A 16280-nucleotide genomic window follows, 5' to 3' on the forward strand; every position below is an offset into this window, starting at 1 on the left:
CCCATGTGCGGCATCAGCGGCATCTTTGATTTGCAGGGCCAGCGCGACATCGACGTGCTGCTGCTGGCACGCATGAACCACAGCCTGCGCCACCGGGGGCCGGACGAAGGGGGCTTGCACCGCGAGCCGGGCCTCGGCCTGGCGCACCGGCGCCTGTCCGTGATCGACCTGGCCAGCGGCCAGCAGCCGCTGTTCAACGCCGACCGCAGCATCGCCATCGTCTTCAATGGCGAAATCTACAACTATCGCAGCCTGATGGCGGAGCTGCGCCAGTTCGGCCATCAATTCCGCACCAGCAGCGACACGGAAGTCATCGTCCACGCCTGGGAACAGTGGGGCGAGCAATGCGTGCAGCGCCTGCGCGGCATGTTCGCCTTCGCCCTGTGGGACCGCCGCCGCCACCTGCTGTTCCTGGCGCGCGACCGCCTCGGCGTGAAACCCCTGTATTACGGCGAGGCGCAGGACGGCACCCTGCTGTTCGGCTCCGAACTGAAAGCCCTGCTGGCGCATCCGGCCATGCCGCGCGCGCTCGACCCGCTGGCCGTGGAAGAGTATTTCGCCTACGGCTACGTGCCCGAGCCGCGCAGCATCTTCCAGCACGCGCGCAAGCTGCCGCCCGGGCATACCCTGTCGATACGCGCCGGCCAGCCGCTGCCCGCGCCGCAAGCTTACTGGGACATCCCGTTCACGCCGAATCCGCCCGCCAGCGAGGCGCAGGCGGCCGACGAATTGCTGGCGCGCCTGCGCGAAGCCGTGCGCATCCGCATGGTGGCCGAAGTGCCGCTCGGCGCCTTCCTGTCCGGCGGCGTCGATTCGAGCGCCGTCGTGGCGCTGATGGCCGGGGCGAGCGCCACGCCCGTCAACACGTGTTCAATTTCGTTCGGCGACCCGGCCTGGAACGAGGCGCGCTACGCCGACCTGGTGGCGCGCCGCTACGCCACGGCGCACCACGCGCGCCAGGTGGAACAGGACGACTTCGAGCTGATCGACCTGCTGGCCACCCTGTACGACGAACCGTTCGCCGACAGTTCCGCCATGCCCACGTACAGAGTCTGCCAACTGGCGCGCCAGCGGGTCACGGTGGCCCTGTCGGGCGATGGCGGCGATGAAAGCCTGGCCGGGTACCGGCGCTATCGCCTGCACACGCGCGAGGAAAAAGTGCGCAAGGCGATGGCCCCCTTGCTGCCGGCCGGCCTGCGCCAGTCGCTGTTCGGCACCCTGGGGCGGCTGTACCCGAAGGCCGACTGGGCGCCGCGCTTCCTGCGCGCCAAGACCACCTTCGAAGGCCTGGCACGCGACACGACGGATGCGTATTTTCACGGCGTCAGCCTGCTGGGCGACGCCATGCGCGCGCGGCTGTTCAGCCCCGAGCTGCGGCGCAGCCTGCACGGCTACCGCGCCGTCGAGGTGCTGCGCCGCCACGCGCTGGCCAGTCCCGCGCAGGACCCGCTGTCGCAGGTGCAGTACCTGGACTTGAAGACCTACCTGCCCGGCGACATCCTCACCAAAGTCGACCGGGCCAGCATGGCGCACGCGCTGGAAGTGCGCTCGCCCCTGCTCGACCATGAACTGGTGGCGTGGATGTCCGGCCTGCCGCCGCACTTCAAGCTGCGGCGCGGTGTAGGCAAGTATCTGCTGAAAAAAGCCCTGCGCCCGCTGCTGCCCGACGCCCTGCTGTACCGCCAGAAGATGGGTTTTTCCGTGCCGCTGGCCGACTGGCTGCGCGGCCCGTTGCGCCAGCGCCTGCAACAGCGGCTGCTCGGTCCCACGCTGGCGCAGTGCGGCCTGTTCGACATGGACTACGTGCGCCTGCTGCTCGAGCAACATGCGAGCGGGCGGCGCGACTACAGCGCGCCCTTGTGGGCGCTGCTGATGTTCGAAGCGTTCCTGCGCCAGGTGCTGCCCGTCGATGGCCGCCAGGCGCCGATGCCCGCGCCAGCCATGGCAATGGAGTGAAGCCATGCGCATCCTGCACATCCTCGACCACTCGCTGCCCCTGCACAGCGGCTACACCTTCCGCACCCTGGCCATCCTGCGGCAGCAGCGGATGCTGGGCTGGCACACGACGCAGCTCACGAGTGCAAAGCAGGGGCCGTCGGATGGCGCACAGCAGCTGGTCGACGGCTGGCATTTCTACCGCACGGCGCCCGATGCGCACTGGTGGGCGCGCCTGCCCGTGCTGCGGCAAGTGGCCGTCATCGTCGGCCTGGCTGTACGCCTGCGCCGGCTGGCGCGGCGCCTCAAGCCCGACATCCTGCATGCGCATTCGCCGGCCCTGAACGCCATCGCCGCCCTCAACGCGGGCCGCGCGCTGGGCATCCCCGTCGTATATGAAGTGCGCGCCTTCTGGGAAGACGCGGCCGCCGACCATGGCAGCAGCCGGCCCGGCGGCCTGCGCTACCGTCTCACGCGCGCGCTGGAAACCTACGCGCTGCGCCGCGCCGACGCCGTCACCACCATCTGCGACGGCTTGCGGCGCGAACTGTGCGCGCGCGGCGTGCCCGCGCATAAAATCACCGTGATACCGAACGCCGTCGATGCCAGGGCCTTCAATGTCTCTGATAATCCAGCATTGGCCCGCACGCTGGGTTTGGATGGTAATCCTGTCATCGGCTTCATCGGCTCGTTTTATGCGTACGAGGGACTGGCCCTGCTGCTGCGCGCCATGCCGCGCCTGCTGGCGGCACAGCCGGCATTGCGGCTGCTGCTGGCCGGCGGCGGGCCGCAGGAAGCGGCGCTGCGCGCGCTGGCGGCGCAGCTGGGCATAGACCACGCCGTGGTCTTCGCGGGCAGAGTGCCGCATGCGCAGGTGGCCGCCTATTATCAGCTGGTCGACATTTGCGTGTATCCGCGCCTGCCGATGCGATTGACGGAGCTGGTGACGCCCTTGAAACCATTGGAGGCGATGGCACAGGGCCGCCTGGTGCTGGCGTCCGACGTGGGCGGCCACCGCGAACTGGTCGACCATGGCAAGACGGGCATGCTGTTTCGCGCCGGCGACGCCGAGGCGCTGGCGCAGGCCATCTTGTCGCTGCTGCTGGCACCCGCCAGCTGGCCGGCGCTGCGGCGCCAGGCGCGCGCCTTTGTCGAGACGGAACGCAGCTGGGGCGCCAGCGTGGGCCGCTATGCGCCCGTGTATGCGCGCGTGACGACGGCGCGCATGGCGGAGGAACTGGCCGGAGTCGCGCCATGATCTTCACCGGCTTGCGCATCGCGCTGGTCGGCCCGCTGCCCCCGCCTGCCGGCGGCATGGCGAATCAGACGGCGCAACTGGCGCGACTCCTGCGCGACGATGGCGCGCAAGTGCAGCTACTGGCCGTCAACGGCCCCGTGCTGCCGCCCTGGCTGGCGCGCATCCGCTACCTGCGCGCGGCGCTGCGCCTGCCCGTGCATTTGTGGCGCTTGTGGCGCACGGCCAATACGGTCGACCTGTTCCACATCATGGCCAATTCCGGCTGGTCCTGGCATCTGCAGGCCGCACCCGCACTGTGGATCGCCAGCCTGAAAGGCAAACCGGCCCTGCTCAATTACCGGGGCGGCGAAGCGGCCGTTTTTTTCGCCCGCGCGCCGCGCCTGGTGGCGTTCAGCCTGCGCCGCGCCAGCGCCATCGTCGTGCCCTCGGCTTACCTGGCCGGCGTCTTCGAGCAATATGGCCATACGGCCCATATCGTGCCAAACGTGGTGGACCTGCAGCGCTTTACCCGCGTCACACCCGCCGCACCACGCGCGCCAGCCGCCGATGACCCTTGCATCCTCGTGGCGCGCCACCTGGAAAGCCTGTACGACAATGCCAGCGCCGTGCGCGCCTTCGCCATCGTGCGCGAGGCTTTTCCCGCGGCGCGCCTGGTGCTGGCCGGCGGCGGGCCGCAGCGCGCGGCGCTGGCGCGCCTGGCCAGGTCGCTCGGCGTTCTGGACGCCGTGCGTTTCGCCGGCCCCGTCGACAACGCCGCCATGCCGGACCTGTACCAGGCCAGCGACATCGTCCTCAATCCCAGCCTGGCCGACAACATGCCCAATTCCGTGCTCGAAGCGCTGGCCTGCGGCGTGCCGGTCGTCAGCACCAATGTGGGCGGCATCCCCGTCCTGCTGCTGGATGGCGTGACGGCGCTGCTGGTGCCGCCCGGCGATCCGGCCGCCATGGCGCAGGCCATCCTGGCGCTGCTGCGCGATCCGCTGCGCGCGCAGGCGCTGGCCGACGCGGGCCTGGCGCATGCCGCCACCTTCGGCTGGCCCGGCATCGCACCCAGGCTGGCCGCGCACTACCGCCGCATCCGCGCCGCGCCGCGCCCCGGCATCTACACGCGCTGCGTCGCCCGCTGGCTGTTTCCCCTGCATGAATGGCTCAAAGGCCACAGCAGCGCGCGCCTGCTGCGGCGGCTGGAGCGCTCGCAATGGTGGAGCGCGCAGCAACTGGAAGAGTGGCAGCTGGCCCGCCTGCGCGCACTGCTGCGCCATGCGGCCGAGCACGTGCCGCATTACCGGGCCCTGTTCGCCCGCAGCGGTTTCGATCCGGAACAAGTGCGGCAACTGGCCGATTTGTCGCGCCTGCCGCTGCTGCGCAAGGTTGATATCGCCAGTGCGCGCGACAGTTTCAAGTCGGCCCACGCCGTGGGCTTGCGCCCGTTCGCCACGGGCGGCTCCAGCGGCGAGCCGCTGCAGTTTTTCCTCGGGCGCCGCAGGATCAGCCACGACATCGCCGCCAAATGGCGCGCCACGCGCTGGTGGGGCGTCGACATCGGCGACCGCGAAGCCGTCTTGTGGGGTTCGCCCATCGAGCTGCAGGCGCAAGACCACGTGCGCCGCCTGCGCGATGCGCTGCTGCGCACCACCCTGCTGCCCGCATTTGCCATGTCGCCCGACCGCCTCGATGGCTACGTGCGGCAGCTGCGCCGCTGGCGTCCGCGCATGCTGTTCGGTTACCCGTCCGCCCTGTGCCGCATCGCCAGCCACGCCAGCGCACGCGACCTGCCGCTCGACGGCCTGGGCGTGAAAGTGGCGTTCGTCACGGCCGAACGCCTGTACGACGAGCAGCGCGCGCAGATCGCCGCCGCTTTCGGCTGCCCCGTGGCCAACGGCTACGGCGGGCGTGACGCGGGCTTCATCGCCCACGAATGCCCGGAAGGCGGCATGCACATCACGGCCGAAGACATCATCGTGGAAATTGTCGATAGCCAGGGCCAGCCGCTGCCCGCTGGCGCCACGGGCGACATCGTCGTCACCCACCTGGCCACGCAAGACTACCCGTTCATCCGCTACGCCACCGGCGACGTGGGCGCGCTAGGCACCAAGCCATGCGCCTGCGGCCGCGGACTGCCCCTGCTGCAAAAAATCGAAGGGCGCAGCACGGATTTCCTCACGGCCGTCGATGGCACCGTCATCCACGGCCTGGCCCTCGTCTACATCGTGCGCGAACTGCCGCAAGTGCGCAGTTTCAAGATCATCCAGGAAAGCCTGCAGCGCACGCGCGTCCTGCTGGTCTGCCTGCCGCGCCTGGACGCCGCCACGCGCACAGCCATCGTCACCGGCTTCCAGGCCAGACTGGGCGCGCAAGTCGACATCGCCATCGAGGAAGTCGACGAGATCGCGGCGGAGGCGTCGGGGAAGTACCGCTATGTGCTGAGCGAAGTGACGCAGGCAGGCAGCCTGTAATTAGCTGGCAGCGCGGCCCGCCGGCAGCGACAGCAGAATTTTCCCATGCTCGGATTGGAAAAGCTGCCTCGCATTCGCCTCGACCGAACGATAGACCTCGCTGCGCTCTCCGGCGACGCCGCGTATCACTTCGCGGTGTAGCTCATTCATAAAATGACGGAAAATTTGCAGACCATCGTTGAATCGCCCCGCACCATCGAGCAGGATATGTTCTGCAAGCCGCAGTTTGCCAATACGCGCGCAAAGCAGGTATTCGATATGAATTCCCGCAGGCATCATGTCGAGCATTAATTGGGCGAAATTGGTGATCAGCTCAAAATGCGTTGCAGACACGTCTTTGGATGACTTTGTCAAGGCAAGAATATTATCGATAAAGGACAGGACTTCATTGCGTTTCGCCGCCATGCTGGTCAACAGCGGAATAGCAAGCTCACGTATTTCCGATACCAGGCTACGATCCTGCAACAAGGTTCGCGCTGCCTCCACCAGTCCTACATATTCACTGATCTTATCCATGTAAAATACAATGTGCTGCGAGCGCACATCTTGCGCAATGACATCGACAGTGGCCTGGATTTTATCCAGTTTCTTTGCCAAATATTTTGTCTGCACCACGATCGCGGCAAGAATAATGCCAGTCGACACGGCCGCGGCGATCACCGTCGTCGCCTGCGCCACTTTTAGCGCTTCTTCCACACTCTTGGCCGCACTTTCCTTGAACGGTAGATGCTGGATGATGCCAGACCCGCCGCTGCCCTCGGCCCAGTATGCCACGCCGTCATGTATGGCTGCCTTGCCTTCCGCCATCGCTTGTATCAATACCGGCTTCAATTTGGCCTGGTCGATGATCCATATTGTCTCTTGCAGCATTTATATTTCCTTAGAAAAATTCACGTGCTTCGCATTCCCGGCGCATATATGCGATCTGAATGACGGCAGGAATCGTTACCCGATAAGCGGCGCCGCTGATTGCGGGCACGGTGAGCGCGGCCGACACGGCCAGTCCGACGGGTCCGGCAAACATGGCCAGGCTTCTGCCCAGACCACCTGTCGCAATGACGCCAAGCGCCCGTCCCGCGAACATGCTTGCAGCGGATCTGGCGATCAGCGCCGATATTTGCAGAGAACCGATGCCGCTCAACAAGGCCGCTTTCAGCAAGGCCAATCCTTCCGCATCGCGTGAATTGTTGCCGATATCAAATTCCTTCAGCAGCGAAGCACGTTGTTCCGCACCGAGCTTTTCCCAGGCATCGCCGATGAATTTCTCCAGCAGCTTGTTTTCCATCGCATAGGCGGAACTATTTTTTTCCGTCTTGACTTTCTGGTTGTCGCATACGTCCGACAAAATTTCCTTGTACAGCACGCCATCGCCGCGAAACAGGTTGACGATAGTGTCGCCGCCGAAATGCTGAAGCTCACCGGCAATCAACTGCCAACAATGCCGGTACTGGTCCTTCTTTCCAGCGAATTTCTTGAAGCTTTCATCTTCAAGAAGTTCGCTGGCGATGCGAGCCGACTGATCTTTGTCGTGCGTGAGATAGCCAGCCAAAACACGCAGATCCTCTTCCTTGCAATACTGCAGGAATGCGAGGTCATCATCGATGCGATATTTGATACCCATATTTCCCCTTGGTAATTTTCTTGTATTGTATTTTTAATTGCGCCCAACTTACAAGGCAAAACAAGGAAAAACATGCAATATGAAGCCGATGCCGCTTTTATTCTCCCATTGGCGCATGACGGCCCGCAACTGGCACTGGCACTGGCACTCGAGCCTGCCACGGTCGCCGGTATATCCACGTTGAAACGTGCAGCCGTGCGGCCGTGCTGGCAGCATGTAGAAGTCAAAACGGCCAAGGGAGCTTGCGCGTTAGCGTATGGCCTTCAAGAGCATTCTTCAGCCGAGCGTGATTGCGGAACCACAGTCAGCACCTTGCAAAACGGATGATGCGCGGAGGTTCAGCTATTGCAAAAGGCTGCTGTTCATTACTATTTTCCTCACTTTTATTTCGAAATGGTAATTAACGCCACCATCTTCGCTAACTGATTTTCCAAAACAATGACATCAACATTTTTTTCACAGAAATAGATTTTTATCGAGGCAAAGCCCAACCCCTTCCCGGAGTGGCCTATATACTTGATCTCATCCTTGTCATTCACATAAACACCGTAACCATAACCGATTTCTCCGTCACCGAAAGCCACGTGCTGACTGGATATGGAATAATTCGTCATCAGCTTATAGGTTTCGACCTTAAAAATCTTCCCTTTATGAAATTTTTCATCCCAGATATTCAAGTCTTTCGCATTTGAAACAATTCCTCCTGCCGGGATGAAGCCTATCCAGTCTTTTCCCTGAACAGGATGTTCCTTCAGTGCGAATACATTTTTCGTGTTGACATATCCGTTGATGACGTTATTATTCTTGTTTTCTTCATAGCAAAAACCATTCATCATCCTCAGCTCTCTGAACAGCTCATGTGCAGCATCGACATACATTTTTCCGCTGACTTTTTCAAAAATATTGCTCAGCATTGAATAAGTCGTAACGCCATACAGAAAGTCCGTTCCGGGCTTGAAGCTGAGTGGCTTGTGAATTTCCGTGATTCCTGCTGAAAAGTTGAGCAATTGATGCACGGTCACCTCGTCGACCCAGGTGAGTGCGGGCCCAGGCGAGCAAAATAGTGATGGCTAGCCACGCCGGGCGTTCAGTCGTCAACCAGATCGAAGTCGGTCAGCAAACCGTCCGCGGTCAGGTAAACCAGCAATTTTCGCTCCGGCTTGATGCCGCTGACGTGGAAGGCAAGGACGCTGTCCACCTTACTGCCATGGCGTTCGATCGCTCGGCCAGCAACAGCTTGCTCGTGCAAAAAAGTGAGTGACTTGACATTGACGAGTTCGCCAATAGCTTGTGTGCCAAAGTTGTTTTTGACGCCCGCTGTGGCGAATGCCGAGTTGGCCAAGCCGCTACCGCCACGCCCAATGTCGGCAAGCAAGGCCTGCACATTCCGGGTGCGCGCAGGCTTGGGGTCGGTGCGTGCTGCCAATGTATGCATCAGCGGGCCGATGCGCGGCGCCTTGTTGGCTTTGTCTTTGGTCGTCACGACGACGCCTGTCACCTCTCCTTGTGCATCGACGATGAAAGCCAGTTCGCAATTGCGCGACGTCGAATGGAAGCGATGCGCGCCGACAGGCACGAAAGTTTCGTCGGGCAAGCCATCGAAAATGCTGCGTAGCTGACCACCCTGCATATCGAAGGTTCCCATCGTGTTGTTCGCCAACTCGTAGCGGCCCGTGTAGCGGATGAGTTCCTTGGCATCGATGTTGATGGCGGGGTGCTTGAGCAACACGTCATAGTCGGCTTCTGGCCAGTGATAAGCGCGGCCGATGGCGGCTGTCAGGCGGTCCATCATGCGGGAATTGTCATTTGCGTTAATCATGATCACGGCACCCTGGCCTGTGCCGGAAAATGCCGTCAGCAAGGTATCGAAGCCTTCGTCACGCCCGCCGTGCGAGAAGCGTTGCACGCTGCCGCTACCGTCAAGGAAGACGCCCAGGCCCACGTTCTCCTTTTGCGGGGTCAGCATCTGCCGGGTCAAGGCTGCCGAGATGACGGGGTTGGACGTGCCAGCCAGAGCCTGCTGCACGCCGATGGCGAAGCGCGCCAGGTCCGAGGCGTTGGTCCATAAACCGGCCGCCGCCATTTCCGGATACACATGCCAGCGTCCTGCCACCATGCTGCGATCGGCAAGGTGGCCACTGGCATTCAGGCGCGCGCGCTCGGCTGGCGGCGGTTGCAAATAGGAACTCTCATGCATTCCCAGGGGCTTGAGGACTGCGTCGCGCATGTAGTCGGGAAACGCCTGACCGCTCACATCGGCCACCATTTGTTGCATGACGGTATAGCCGCCACCGGAGTAACGCACCTTGCTGCCTGGAACGATGTCAACGCGAATTGCTGCGGTGTTCGCGGGCTTCTCGCCATCGAGCACCTGGACCACGCTGGGTACTGGCGCATTGCTGGCGTAGCCAGGGAAACCATGCACGGTCAGCCCGGCGTTGTGGCTGAGCAACCTGCGCAAGGTCACCTTCTGTTCGGCCGTCAGGGCGCTGTCCGGCAGCTTCCACGTGAGCAGCCGGGTATTGACGTCCTCGTCAAGGCCAAGCTTGCCCTGCTCTACCAGGTGCAGCGCCCCCAGCGCGGCCACCGGTTTACTGACCGAACCGGCCTGGAACAGTGTGTGCGGGCCGACCGGCGTCTTGCCGCCCTTTTCTGTGACACCGTACCCTTGCGCCCTGACAATCTTGCCGTTCTCGATGATGGCCAGCGACAGGCCGGGGATTTGCCGCATCTTCATTTCGGCCTTGATGATGTCGTCCAATGCGTCCGCCCGGGCGCCACTTGCGAACAACAGGGTAAGGACCAGTGCCAGGGGATGAACTCGCATGAACGATTCTTTCAACGGTGATGGACGGATGCCAGGAAGGAAACGTTGACGATACGTCAGCGCACCCTGCCGCCATGCGGGATTGCGACAGGCTGTCAAATATCAGTCACGGACGGTCATTTTCCCGGATGAGTTGCGGCCCGCGTTTGCTGGCGTGACGAATTCTGGCTGCTTGCCGCTGTTGGCAGGTTTTGCGCCGTTGTGGGCCTTCACGAATCGCCGGTACTTGAAATATTCTGCACCATACTTAGCTCCCAGTCCTTTTGCCATTTTTCTGAATCGTCCTGATCGAACCAGCCGGCTACGTAAGAGGATATTTCATCCGCATCCTGCAAGTTCGATTCTGCCAAATATGAAACTGTCGCTTGAAATCCCGCCCCAATAAAAAATTCCACGCCCATTGATGTTCCGACATCCATATTTATATGCTTTGCTACCCAAAGGCTATGGATATCGCTTGTGCTGCCGAGACGATAAAGCAAGAAGGCACAACGATAAATTCCTTCGTAAGAATCACCATCATCTTTTATTGTCCCATCCCAAAGCGCAATTCTATACCGCACTTCCTTCTCGAAGACTTGTCGAATTAGCGTGGAGTATGGCGCGAGTGGCCGCTCCAGCAGAATTTTATAGAGTTGTTGGCGTACCCGCGGCGAGTCGAGTTCACTATCGCTGTCAGGTGTAAGAAGTCCCTGGGAGTTTTCAAAATACTCAAGAATTTTTTCAGCGCACAAGAAGGATATTTTATTTTTTTCTGCAGACCTATTTTGACTTATCTCAACTTCAACCTGCGCCACAATCTGAGGCGTGATAGGCAATTCTGGCGTATTTTTACGCTTAAAAAAATTCCACATTAAACTTGGCCTTTTAGATCCTGTCCGCTCCCACTTGAGAGCACTTAACTGTCCTGCTTGCTCCTTGTGAAAACCGCCCAGGCAAGCACCGCAATGCCTGCAACGATACATCCGGCCAGACTGACGGCGGCACCAAAAATGTACCACGCCACATCGAATCCGTGACTATAGAATGTTCCAACAAATAGCCCGCTCACCAGCCAGACTAACACCGCCAATTTCAGCAGAAAGTTTTTTACTTTACGGATAGGTCGACCAAGGCGCATTTGTTGAATAGCGGCCATGCCCATGACTAAACAAGCCAAACTCGCCGCAATTATCAAGCGTGAAAATGAATACTCCATGTCGCAACCTGACTTGTAGCTGAGCCAGCGGGCCCATAGATTAAAAGACCGGGGGGCTTAAGTGCAACAGCCCATTATCGCTTGCAACGACGCCGCCGGCCTGAATCCGCACTACAAAACTCATGCGGCCACACGAATTGGCGAGCGTCCAGGCGTCCGCTACTGGCCGCTACCGGACGATAGCAATATCTCAGTAAAGGTCTTATTGCCATCCTGATAAAAATAAATTTCTCAAGCCCTTATATCACAGCGGCAAGGCGCAGATAAATTCTAAAGTGGCAAGGGGCCTGTACAAATTCTTTCCGTGCAGGACGGTGCGCCCCCATGTGCCACCCTTCACTCTTCAGCGCTATCTGCCCCTATCGGCGCATTTCTGGCGATCTCATCCAGATTTTCAAGCACCGTGTTCGTCAGGGGAACACTAAGCCCACGGACGAGAAGGCCAAGCAATCCGATTTCCCGCATCATCGCTTTGCGCTCATCGTAATCGGGATTTTCTGAGTAGTGGAGTACATCCACCGTCTCAAGCACTTTTTCTGCCGAAGCGCAAAAATCGGCAAGCTTGCCATATTGCATGTACTGAATCGCATAACTGGCTGAAATAAGCGCATTTTGTGCAAGATCGCCCTCGATATCGCCAAATTCCTCGCTGTCAGGAATTTCCGAATCAAGGGTCGCCAGCATATCCCCCCATACCTGTTCATCTTGAAAGCAGGCCTCCACATTCAATGACAGTTCGACCATGTTCAAAAAATACCGGGACCTGTTTTCACCATAGCGGACATCGAATTGCTCCATCAATGGCGCCTGGCGCTTGATGAAATTGATCAATATTGCAACATTTTCACGCTGCGAGAGCCTGGCCGCCGCATCAATGATGTGCTGACCATATTTATTTATAAGCAATTGTATTTCACTCTCTTTTTTCTTTGAATATCCTGTCCAGGCAGGGCAACGCTGCCATTCCGACGCGATCACGCACCAGATACTGGAGCCGCCCCAAAGCACTAGTAACTCGACGATGGGGCCAGCGCCGCGCACTCCCTGACGGTCTTCGCGCTATAGTCGAAATTGATGCTATTCGTGCCCTGGCCACGATACATGCTCTCACCTTCCCCGATGGTCGCCTGCGCGCCCATCTTGCACAGCACGGCCGGTGCACGCTGCGCCCAGTCCAGCCTGCGCAAGGTGGCGATATTCCTGTCGCGCAGCGCAGCGCTCCAGCCCTCGTCCTTGAAGCGCACCGAATAGACCACAGCATGCAGCTGCACCCGGCTCGTCCGGTCGATCACATTGCCGCCGTTCTGCAGCACTTCAGCCAGGTCGCTCTCGATGAACTGCATGACGTCGGGACCGCGCTTGGGCGTGTCATTGCGGCCCAGCTGGGAAAGAACGAAGAGCGCGAACACGACAAAAAGCGTCAGATAAATTTTTCCATCAAAAAAGGACTTCATTCCCGCTTTCCCATGTTGTTCAGTATGTATATCTGCCCCTAGGCCGGAAACGTCAGGCGATGTCCAGCAGCTTTGCCAGCCCCTGCTGATCCCCCGCCGCCACAAAGCAGGCACTCTGCCAGCGCTGCGTGCGCTGCGCCTGGATGGATTCCGGCGCGCACCACGGTGGATACACGCGCAGCGCGCGCTTGCCGCCCTGGCTGGCGCGCGACATCACGCCCCGTTCCAGCAGCACACTGCGCGGGAAAACGAAGAAGCCGTGCCGCGCGCCGTCGTCGTCCGCCACGGCGATGATGACGACGTCAAAAGGGTCGGCGTCATCCAGCGGGGCAATGTCGGCATCGGGATGGGGGCGCTTCCAGACGGTGACGAACTGGCCGATTTTCGTCGGCGTGGTTTTCGCCACGCGCAAGACCAGGCGCTTGCCGTGCAGTTCGGCGCGGCAGGCGCCGTAGTCCGCGCTTTCCGCTTCCGGCACGGGCGCTTGCGGCAAGCCTAGAAATGCCCATGGACTGGCCTTCATTGCGCGCTGAACTCGGCTGCGGCCTTGGCCGCCCACAGCGCCTCGGCGTGGCTGGCGAACGGGCTGTCGTAGCCGTCGACGGTGCCTTCCTCGTCGACAAAATACAGCCACCAGCCGTCGGCCTGCTGGCGGATGGCCGTGTGGCCAGGTGCGCAATGGGTTTCGATGGGGTCGCCGGCGGCCAGGGTGGCGATGCGGATGCCGCGGTGAATAATATGCTCGGGTGTCATGGGAAAATACGTCATGCGAAAAAATCAATGGCCGTAGTGTAGCCGGGCCGGCCCATCCTGGCCAGTGCGCTACACTATTGCTTCATATGGAGAAAAAATATGGCATCACAGCAAGGCACGGTGGATTTTTTACTCGACCAGATGGCGGGCGCGGGCAGCATCAGCGCGAAAAAAATGTTCGGCGAGTATGGCCTGTATTGCGACGGCAAGATGTTCGCCATCGTCGCCGACGACCAGCTGTTCATCAAGCCGACGGACGCTGGCCGCGCCTGGATCAGTACGCAAGGCTCGCTGCAGGAAGCGCCGCCCTATCCGCAAGCCAAGCCGTATTTCCTCATCGATGGCGGGCTGTGGGACGAGCGCGACTGGCTGGGCCAGCTGGCGCGGCGCACGGCCGATGCCTTGCCGCTGCCAAAACCCAAGCCGCCGCCCAAGCCTAAAAAACCGGCATCAGCTGCTTAAGACGCTGTTTTCGCAGGCCTTGCCTTCACGGAAGCATGCCAGGTTGTGATACGTGATGGCGGCGATCTCGCGCAGCGCTTCGATGGTGAAGAAACCCTGGTGGCCCGTCACGAGCACGTTCGGGAACGTCATCAGGCGCTGGAAGATATCGTCGTCGATGATGTCGGACGAGCGGTCCTGGAAGAACAGATTGCTTTCCTGTTCGTACACATCGATGGCCAGGGAACCGAGCTGGCGCGATTTCAATGCTTCGATGACGGCGCCGGTGTCGATCAGGCCGCCGCGCGAGGTGTTGACCAGCATGGCGCCCTTCTTCATCAGCGGCAAGGTTGCTTCGCCGATCATGTGGCGCGTGCTGTCCATCAGGGGGCAATGCAGCGAGACGATGTCGGACTCGGCCAGCAGCCGCGGCAGGTCCACCATCGTGCCCAATTCAGCGAACGCGGGTGCCGGATACGGGTCGTGGCCCAGCACCGTGCAGCCGAAACCTTTGAAGATGCGCGCCGTGGCCAGGCCGATCTTGCCCGTGCCGACGATGCCGACCGTTTTGCCGTGCAAGGTGGCGCCCAGCAAACCGTCCAGCGAGAAATTGCCTTCACGCACGCGGGCGTAGGCGCGGTGCGTGTGGCGGTTCAGGGTCTGCACGAGGGCCAGCGTGTATTCGGCCACGGCTTCCGGAGAATAGGCGGGCACGCGGGCGACAAACAGGCCCAGGCGTTTGGCCGCTTCCAGGTCGAGGTTGTTGTAGCCGGCGCAGCGCAGCAGGATGGCGCGCACGCCGTAGCCATGCAGGGCTTCCAGCACGGGCGCGTCGAGCACGTCGTTGACGAAGACGCACACGGCGTCGGCACCTTGCGCCAGGACCACGGTTTCCTGGCTCAGCAAGGCGCTGTGATAGACCAGTTCGATGCCGGCGGCGTCGGGCTGGGCCGGCAAGGCTTCGTCGAAGAAACGGCGGTCGTAGGGCTGGCTGGCAAAGAAGGCGATTTTCATGGGGAGTCCTGGAACTTGCTGGATGGCAAAACATCATCATAGCGCAAGCGCCCTGCCCCACCCTGTACGCCTGGCGCCGTGGATTGCCTATTTGGGTTCGCGGGGCAGGGTCAGCACGTGGCGCAGATACGCCGTTTCCTCGGCGTGCTGCGCGTGATAGCGCTCGCGCGCAGCGCGCATGGCCGCGTGGTGGGCCGCGATGCCGTTTTCCGTCAACTCCACGCCGAAGTCCGCCGGCACCGGCACAGGGCCGCCGAACAGGCGCGCCAGGATGAGACGGCCCACATTGTCGCGGTAATGCGATGCTTCCCAGTAATAGCGCATCGCGCGCGCGCCCGTCACCTGCGGGATCGCCTCGCTGGTGATGCTGTTGAAGCCCGAAAAATCAAGCAGGCGCACGTCGCAGCCCTGGCGCCGGTAGCGTCCGACCATCTGCGCCAGGTCGCGCTGCCATGTTTCCATGGCGCCCCACTTGCCGCGCCAGTACAGGGCGTCGAGCGTGAGCGCATGCGTGGGATTGATGTACAGGCGCAAGCGCGTGCCGCCCCGGCATAGTTTTCCGACACTGGCATCGAAGGCCTGCAGCGCGGGCGCCGTCGGCCCCAGGCCGTCGCCGAATTCCTGCAGGCGCGGCGTGAAGGCGCGCGCCGTGCCGGTCCAAGTACGGTTGCGGCTGGTGAGGCAGGATTCATCGCGCTGGCCGTGCAAGGCCAGGCTGGACAGGCACACGCCGTCATAGGTGCCGCTGAGGATGCGCCAGGTGTCGCGCGTCATGTCGACAGTCAAGCCGCGCTTGATGTTGAGCAAAGCCCGGCGCGCGAAAAACGCGGGGCCGGCGTCCGTCAAACCCGGTTCCACGCCGGCCGAGCCCAGCTCCAGCGAGAACGAGGGCGCGTCGATGCCCCACACCATGGTGTCGACATGGCTGACCCTGGCCGCGTGCTCGGCCAGGCGCATGGCTTCGCCGATGGAGGCGCCCGAGACGGCGCTGTTGAAGACGCTCTTGCCTTCAAACAAAGTGCGCACACTGTTCGCCGGCAAGCCCATTTCCGTGCGCGAGTTACCGATATACACGACGGCGGGCCGGTAGCGCGCCACGGCATACGTCTTGCCCCACACGCTGAGTTTTTCGGTCGTCGGCCGCAATCGCTGCAGCAGCGGGCTGTCCCACTGGTGCAGCAAGTATGGATCGACGTGGTAATTGACGGCCGAAACGAGGGCCAGCGCGGCCAGCGCGCAGGCAAGGAAGGTGGCGAGGTAGCGGCGGGCAATGGTATCCATGGTCAGTATTGGAAGATGAGAAATGACGTATGCGGCACCTTG

At 61.5% G+C, this 16280-nt stretch carries 17 protein-coding genes; 5 read left to right on the forward strand and 12 right to left on the reverse strand.

Annotated features, from left to right (window positions below; translation table 11 throughout):
* The first annotated feature begins 3 nt into the window (after nt 1-3).
* From SJI03_RS09420 to SJI03_RS09430, 3 genes are read left to right on the forward strand one after another with little or no spacing between them, the layout of a single operon-like run.
* Nucleotides 4-1956, forward strand: coding sequence for an XrtA/PEP-CTERM system amidotransferase (locus SJI03_RS09420; protein WP_322426974.1), 1953 nt, complete (start codon nt 4-6; stop codon nt 1954-1956).
* A 4-nt stretch (nt 1957-1960) separates the two neighbouring features.
* Nucleotides 1961-3193 carry a TIGR04063 family PEP-CTERM/XrtA system glycosyltransferase gene (locus SJI03_RS09425; protein ID WP_322426975.1) on the forward strand — a complete coding sequence of 411 codons (1233 nt, stop codon included), beginning with the start codon at nt 1961-1963 and terminating at the stop codon, nt 3191-3193.
* Nucleotides 3190-5649, forward strand: a complete 2460-nt coding sequence (locus SJI03_RS09430; RefSeq protein ID WP_322426976.1) for a glycosyltransferase — start codon at nt 3190-3192, stop codon at nt 5647-5649. Before SJI03_RS09425 ends, SJI03_RS09430 begins: the two co-directional genes overlap by 4 nt.
* On the opposite strand, the gene SJI03_RS09435 is transcribed toward SJI03_RS09430, so the two are convergent.
* Nucleotides 5650-6519 carry a hypothetical protein gene (locus SJI03_RS09435; protein WP_099376836.1) on the reverse strand — a complete coding sequence of 290 codons (870 nt, stop codon included), beginning with the start codon at nt 6517-6519 and terminating at the stop codon, nt 5650-5652.
* A 10-nt stretch (nt 6520-6529) separates the two neighbouring features.
* Nucleotides 6530-7270: a DUF3944 domain-containing protein gene (locus SJI03_RS09440; protein ID WP_099376837.1), complete on the reverse strand. Its 741-nt coding sequence runs from the start codon at nt 7268-7270 to the stop codon at nt 6530-6532.
* Between the two features lie 72 nt (nt 7271-7342).
* On the opposite strand from SJI03_RS09440, the gene SJI03_RS09445 reads away from it, so the two are divergent.
* Nucleotides 7343-7597, forward strand: a complete 255-nt coding sequence (locus SJI03_RS09445) for a hypothetical protein (protein WP_158301103.1) — start codon at nt 7343-7345, stop codon at nt 7595-7597.
* Between the two features lie 56 nt (nt 7598-7653).
* On the opposite strand, the gene SJI03_RS09450 is transcribed toward SJI03_RS09445, so the two are convergent.
* The 8 genes from SJI03_RS09450 to SJI03_RS09485 form a co-directional block, all read right to left on the reverse strand.
* Nucleotides 7654-8286, reverse strand: coding sequence for a serine hydrolase domain-containing protein (locus tag SJI03_RS09450; RefSeq protein WP_158301104.1), 633 nt, complete (start codon nt 8284-8286; stop codon nt 7654-7656).
* A gap of 71 nt (nt 8287-8357) precedes the next feature.
* Nucleotides 8358-10031 (reverse strand): serine hydrolase, encoded by a 1674-nt coding sequence (locus SJI03_RS09455; RefSeq protein ID WP_322426977.1) that lies wholly within the window; start codon nt 10029-10031, stop codon nt 8358-8360.
* Nucleotides 10032-10306: 275 nt separating this feature from the next.
* On the reverse strand, nt 10307-10951 hold the full coding sequence (locus SJI03_RS09460) for a hypothetical protein (protein ID WP_099376840.1): 645 nt from the start codon (nt 10949-10951) through the stop codon (nt 10307-10309).
* A 44-nt stretch (nt 10952-10995) separates the two neighbouring features.
* Entirely contained in the window at nt 10996-11295 is a 300-nt protein-coding gene (locus SJI03_RS09465; protein WP_158301106.1) for a hypothetical protein, read from the reverse strand.
* Nucleotides 11296-11631: 336 nt separating this feature from the next.
* Nucleotides 11632-12273, reverse strand: coding sequence for a hypothetical protein (locus SJI03_RS09470; protein ID WP_322426978.1), 642 nt, complete (start codon nt 12271-12273; stop codon nt 11632-11634).
* Nucleotides 12274-12302: 29 nt separating this feature from the next.
* Nucleotides 12303-12749 carry a hypothetical protein gene (locus tag SJI03_RS09475; RefSeq protein WP_099376843.1) on the reverse strand — a complete coding sequence of 149 codons (447 nt, stop codon included), beginning with the start codon at nt 12747-12749 and terminating at the stop codon, nt 12303-12305.
* A 52-nt stretch (nt 12750-12801) separates the two neighbouring features.
* The gene (locus SJI03_RS09480; RefSeq protein WP_322426979.1) at nt 12802-13272 is read right to left on the reverse strand and encodes a MepB family protein; all 471 of its coding nucleotides are present in this window, start codon (nt 13270-13272) and stop codon (nt 12802-12804) included.
* Nucleotides 13269-13517: a hypothetical protein gene (locus tag SJI03_RS09485; protein WP_233516029.1), complete on the reverse strand. Its 249-nt coding sequence runs from the start codon at nt 13515-13517 to the stop codon at nt 13269-13271. Before SJI03_RS09485 ends, SJI03_RS09480 begins: the two co-directional genes overlap by 4 nt.
* An 84-nt stretch (nt 13518-13601) precedes the next feature.
* Between SJI03_RS09485 and SJI03_RS09490 the strand changes: the two genes are divergently transcribed.
* Nucleotides 13602-13964: a TfoX/Sxy family protein gene (locus tag SJI03_RS09490; protein ID WP_322426980.1), complete on the forward strand. Its 363-nt coding sequence runs from the start codon at nt 13602-13604 to the stop codon at nt 13962-13964.
* Here the strand turns inward: SJI03_RS09490 and SJI03_RS09495 are convergent.
* Both SJI03_RS09495 and SJI03_RS09500 read right to left on the reverse strand, forming a co-directional pair.
* A complete protein-coding gene (locus SJI03_RS09495) occupies nt 13953-14957 on the reverse strand; it encodes a 2-hydroxyacid dehydrogenase (RefSeq protein WP_322426981.1) in 1005 nt (334 codons plus the stop codon). The two genes, SJI03_RS09490 and SJI03_RS09495, sit on opposite strands and share 12 nt — an antisense overlap.
* Nucleotides 14958-15044: 87 nt before the next feature.
* A complete protein-coding gene (locus SJI03_RS09500) occupies nt 15045-16238 on the reverse strand; it encodes a hypothetical protein (RefSeq protein WP_322426982.1) in 1194 nt (397 codons plus the stop codon).
* Nucleotides 16239-16280: the final 42 nt, after the last annotated feature.

It is taken from the genome of Janthinobacterium sp. GMG1 (assembly GCF_034427795.1).
GTDB lineage: Bacteria > Pseudomonadota > Gammaproteobacteria > Burkholderiales > Burkholderiaceae_D > Janthinobacterium.

Coding starts and splice junctions, on each gene's coding strand:
- SJI03_RS09420 (WP_322426974.1), top strand. CDS start 4: ATGTGCGGCATCAGCGGCATCTTTGATTTGCAGGGCCAGCGCGACATC.
- SJI03_RS09425 (WP_322426975.1), top strand. CDS start 1,961: ATGCGCATCCTGCACATCCTCGACCACTCGCTGCCCCTGCACAGCGGC.
- SJI03_RS09430 (WP_322426976.1), top strand. CDS start 3,190: ATGATCTTCACCGGCTTGCGCATCGCGCTGGTCGGCCCGCTGCCCCCG.
- SJI03_RS09435 (WP_099376836.1), bottom strand. CDS start 6,519: ATGCTGCAAGAGACAATATGGATCATCGACCAGGCCAAATTGAAGCCG.
- SJI03_RS09440 (WP_099376837.1), bottom strand. CDS start 7,270: ATGGGTATCAAATATCGCATCGATGATGACCTCGCATTCCTGCAGTAT.
- SJI03_RS09445 (WP_158301103.1), top strand. CDS start 7,343: ATGCAATATGAAGCCGATGCCGCTTTTATTCTCCCATTGGCGCATGAC.
- SJI03_RS09460 (WP_099376840.1), bottom strand. CDS start 10,951: ATGTGGAATTTTTTTAAGCGTAAAAATACGCCAGAATTGCCTATCACG.
- SJI03_RS09465 (WP_158301106.1), bottom strand. CDS start 11,295: ATGGAGTATTCATTTTCACGCTTGATAATTGCGGCGAGTTTGGCTTGT.
- SJI03_RS09475 (WP_099376843.1), bottom strand. CDS start 12,749: ATGAAGTCCTTTTTTGATGGAAAAATTTATCTGACGCTTTTTGTCGTG.
- SJI03_RS09480 (WP_322426979.1), bottom strand. CDS start 13,272: ATGAAGGCCAGTCCATGGGCATTTCTAGGCTTGCCGCAAGCGCCCGTG.
- SJI03_RS09485 (WP_233516029.1), bottom strand. CDS start 13,517: ATGACGTATTTTCCCATGACACCCGAGCATATTATTCACCGCGGCATC.
- SJI03_RS09490 (WP_322426980.1), top strand. CDS start 13,602: ATGGCATCACAGCAAGGCACGGTGGATTTTTTACTCGACCAGATGGCG.
- SJI03_RS09495 (WP_322426981.1), bottom strand. CDS start 14,957: ATGAAAATCGCCTTCTTTGCCAGCCAGCCCTACGACCGCCGTTTCTTC.
- SJI03_RS09500 (WP_322426982.1), bottom strand. CDS start 16,238: ATGGATACCATTGCCCGCCGCTACCTCGCCACCTTCCTTGCCTGCGCG.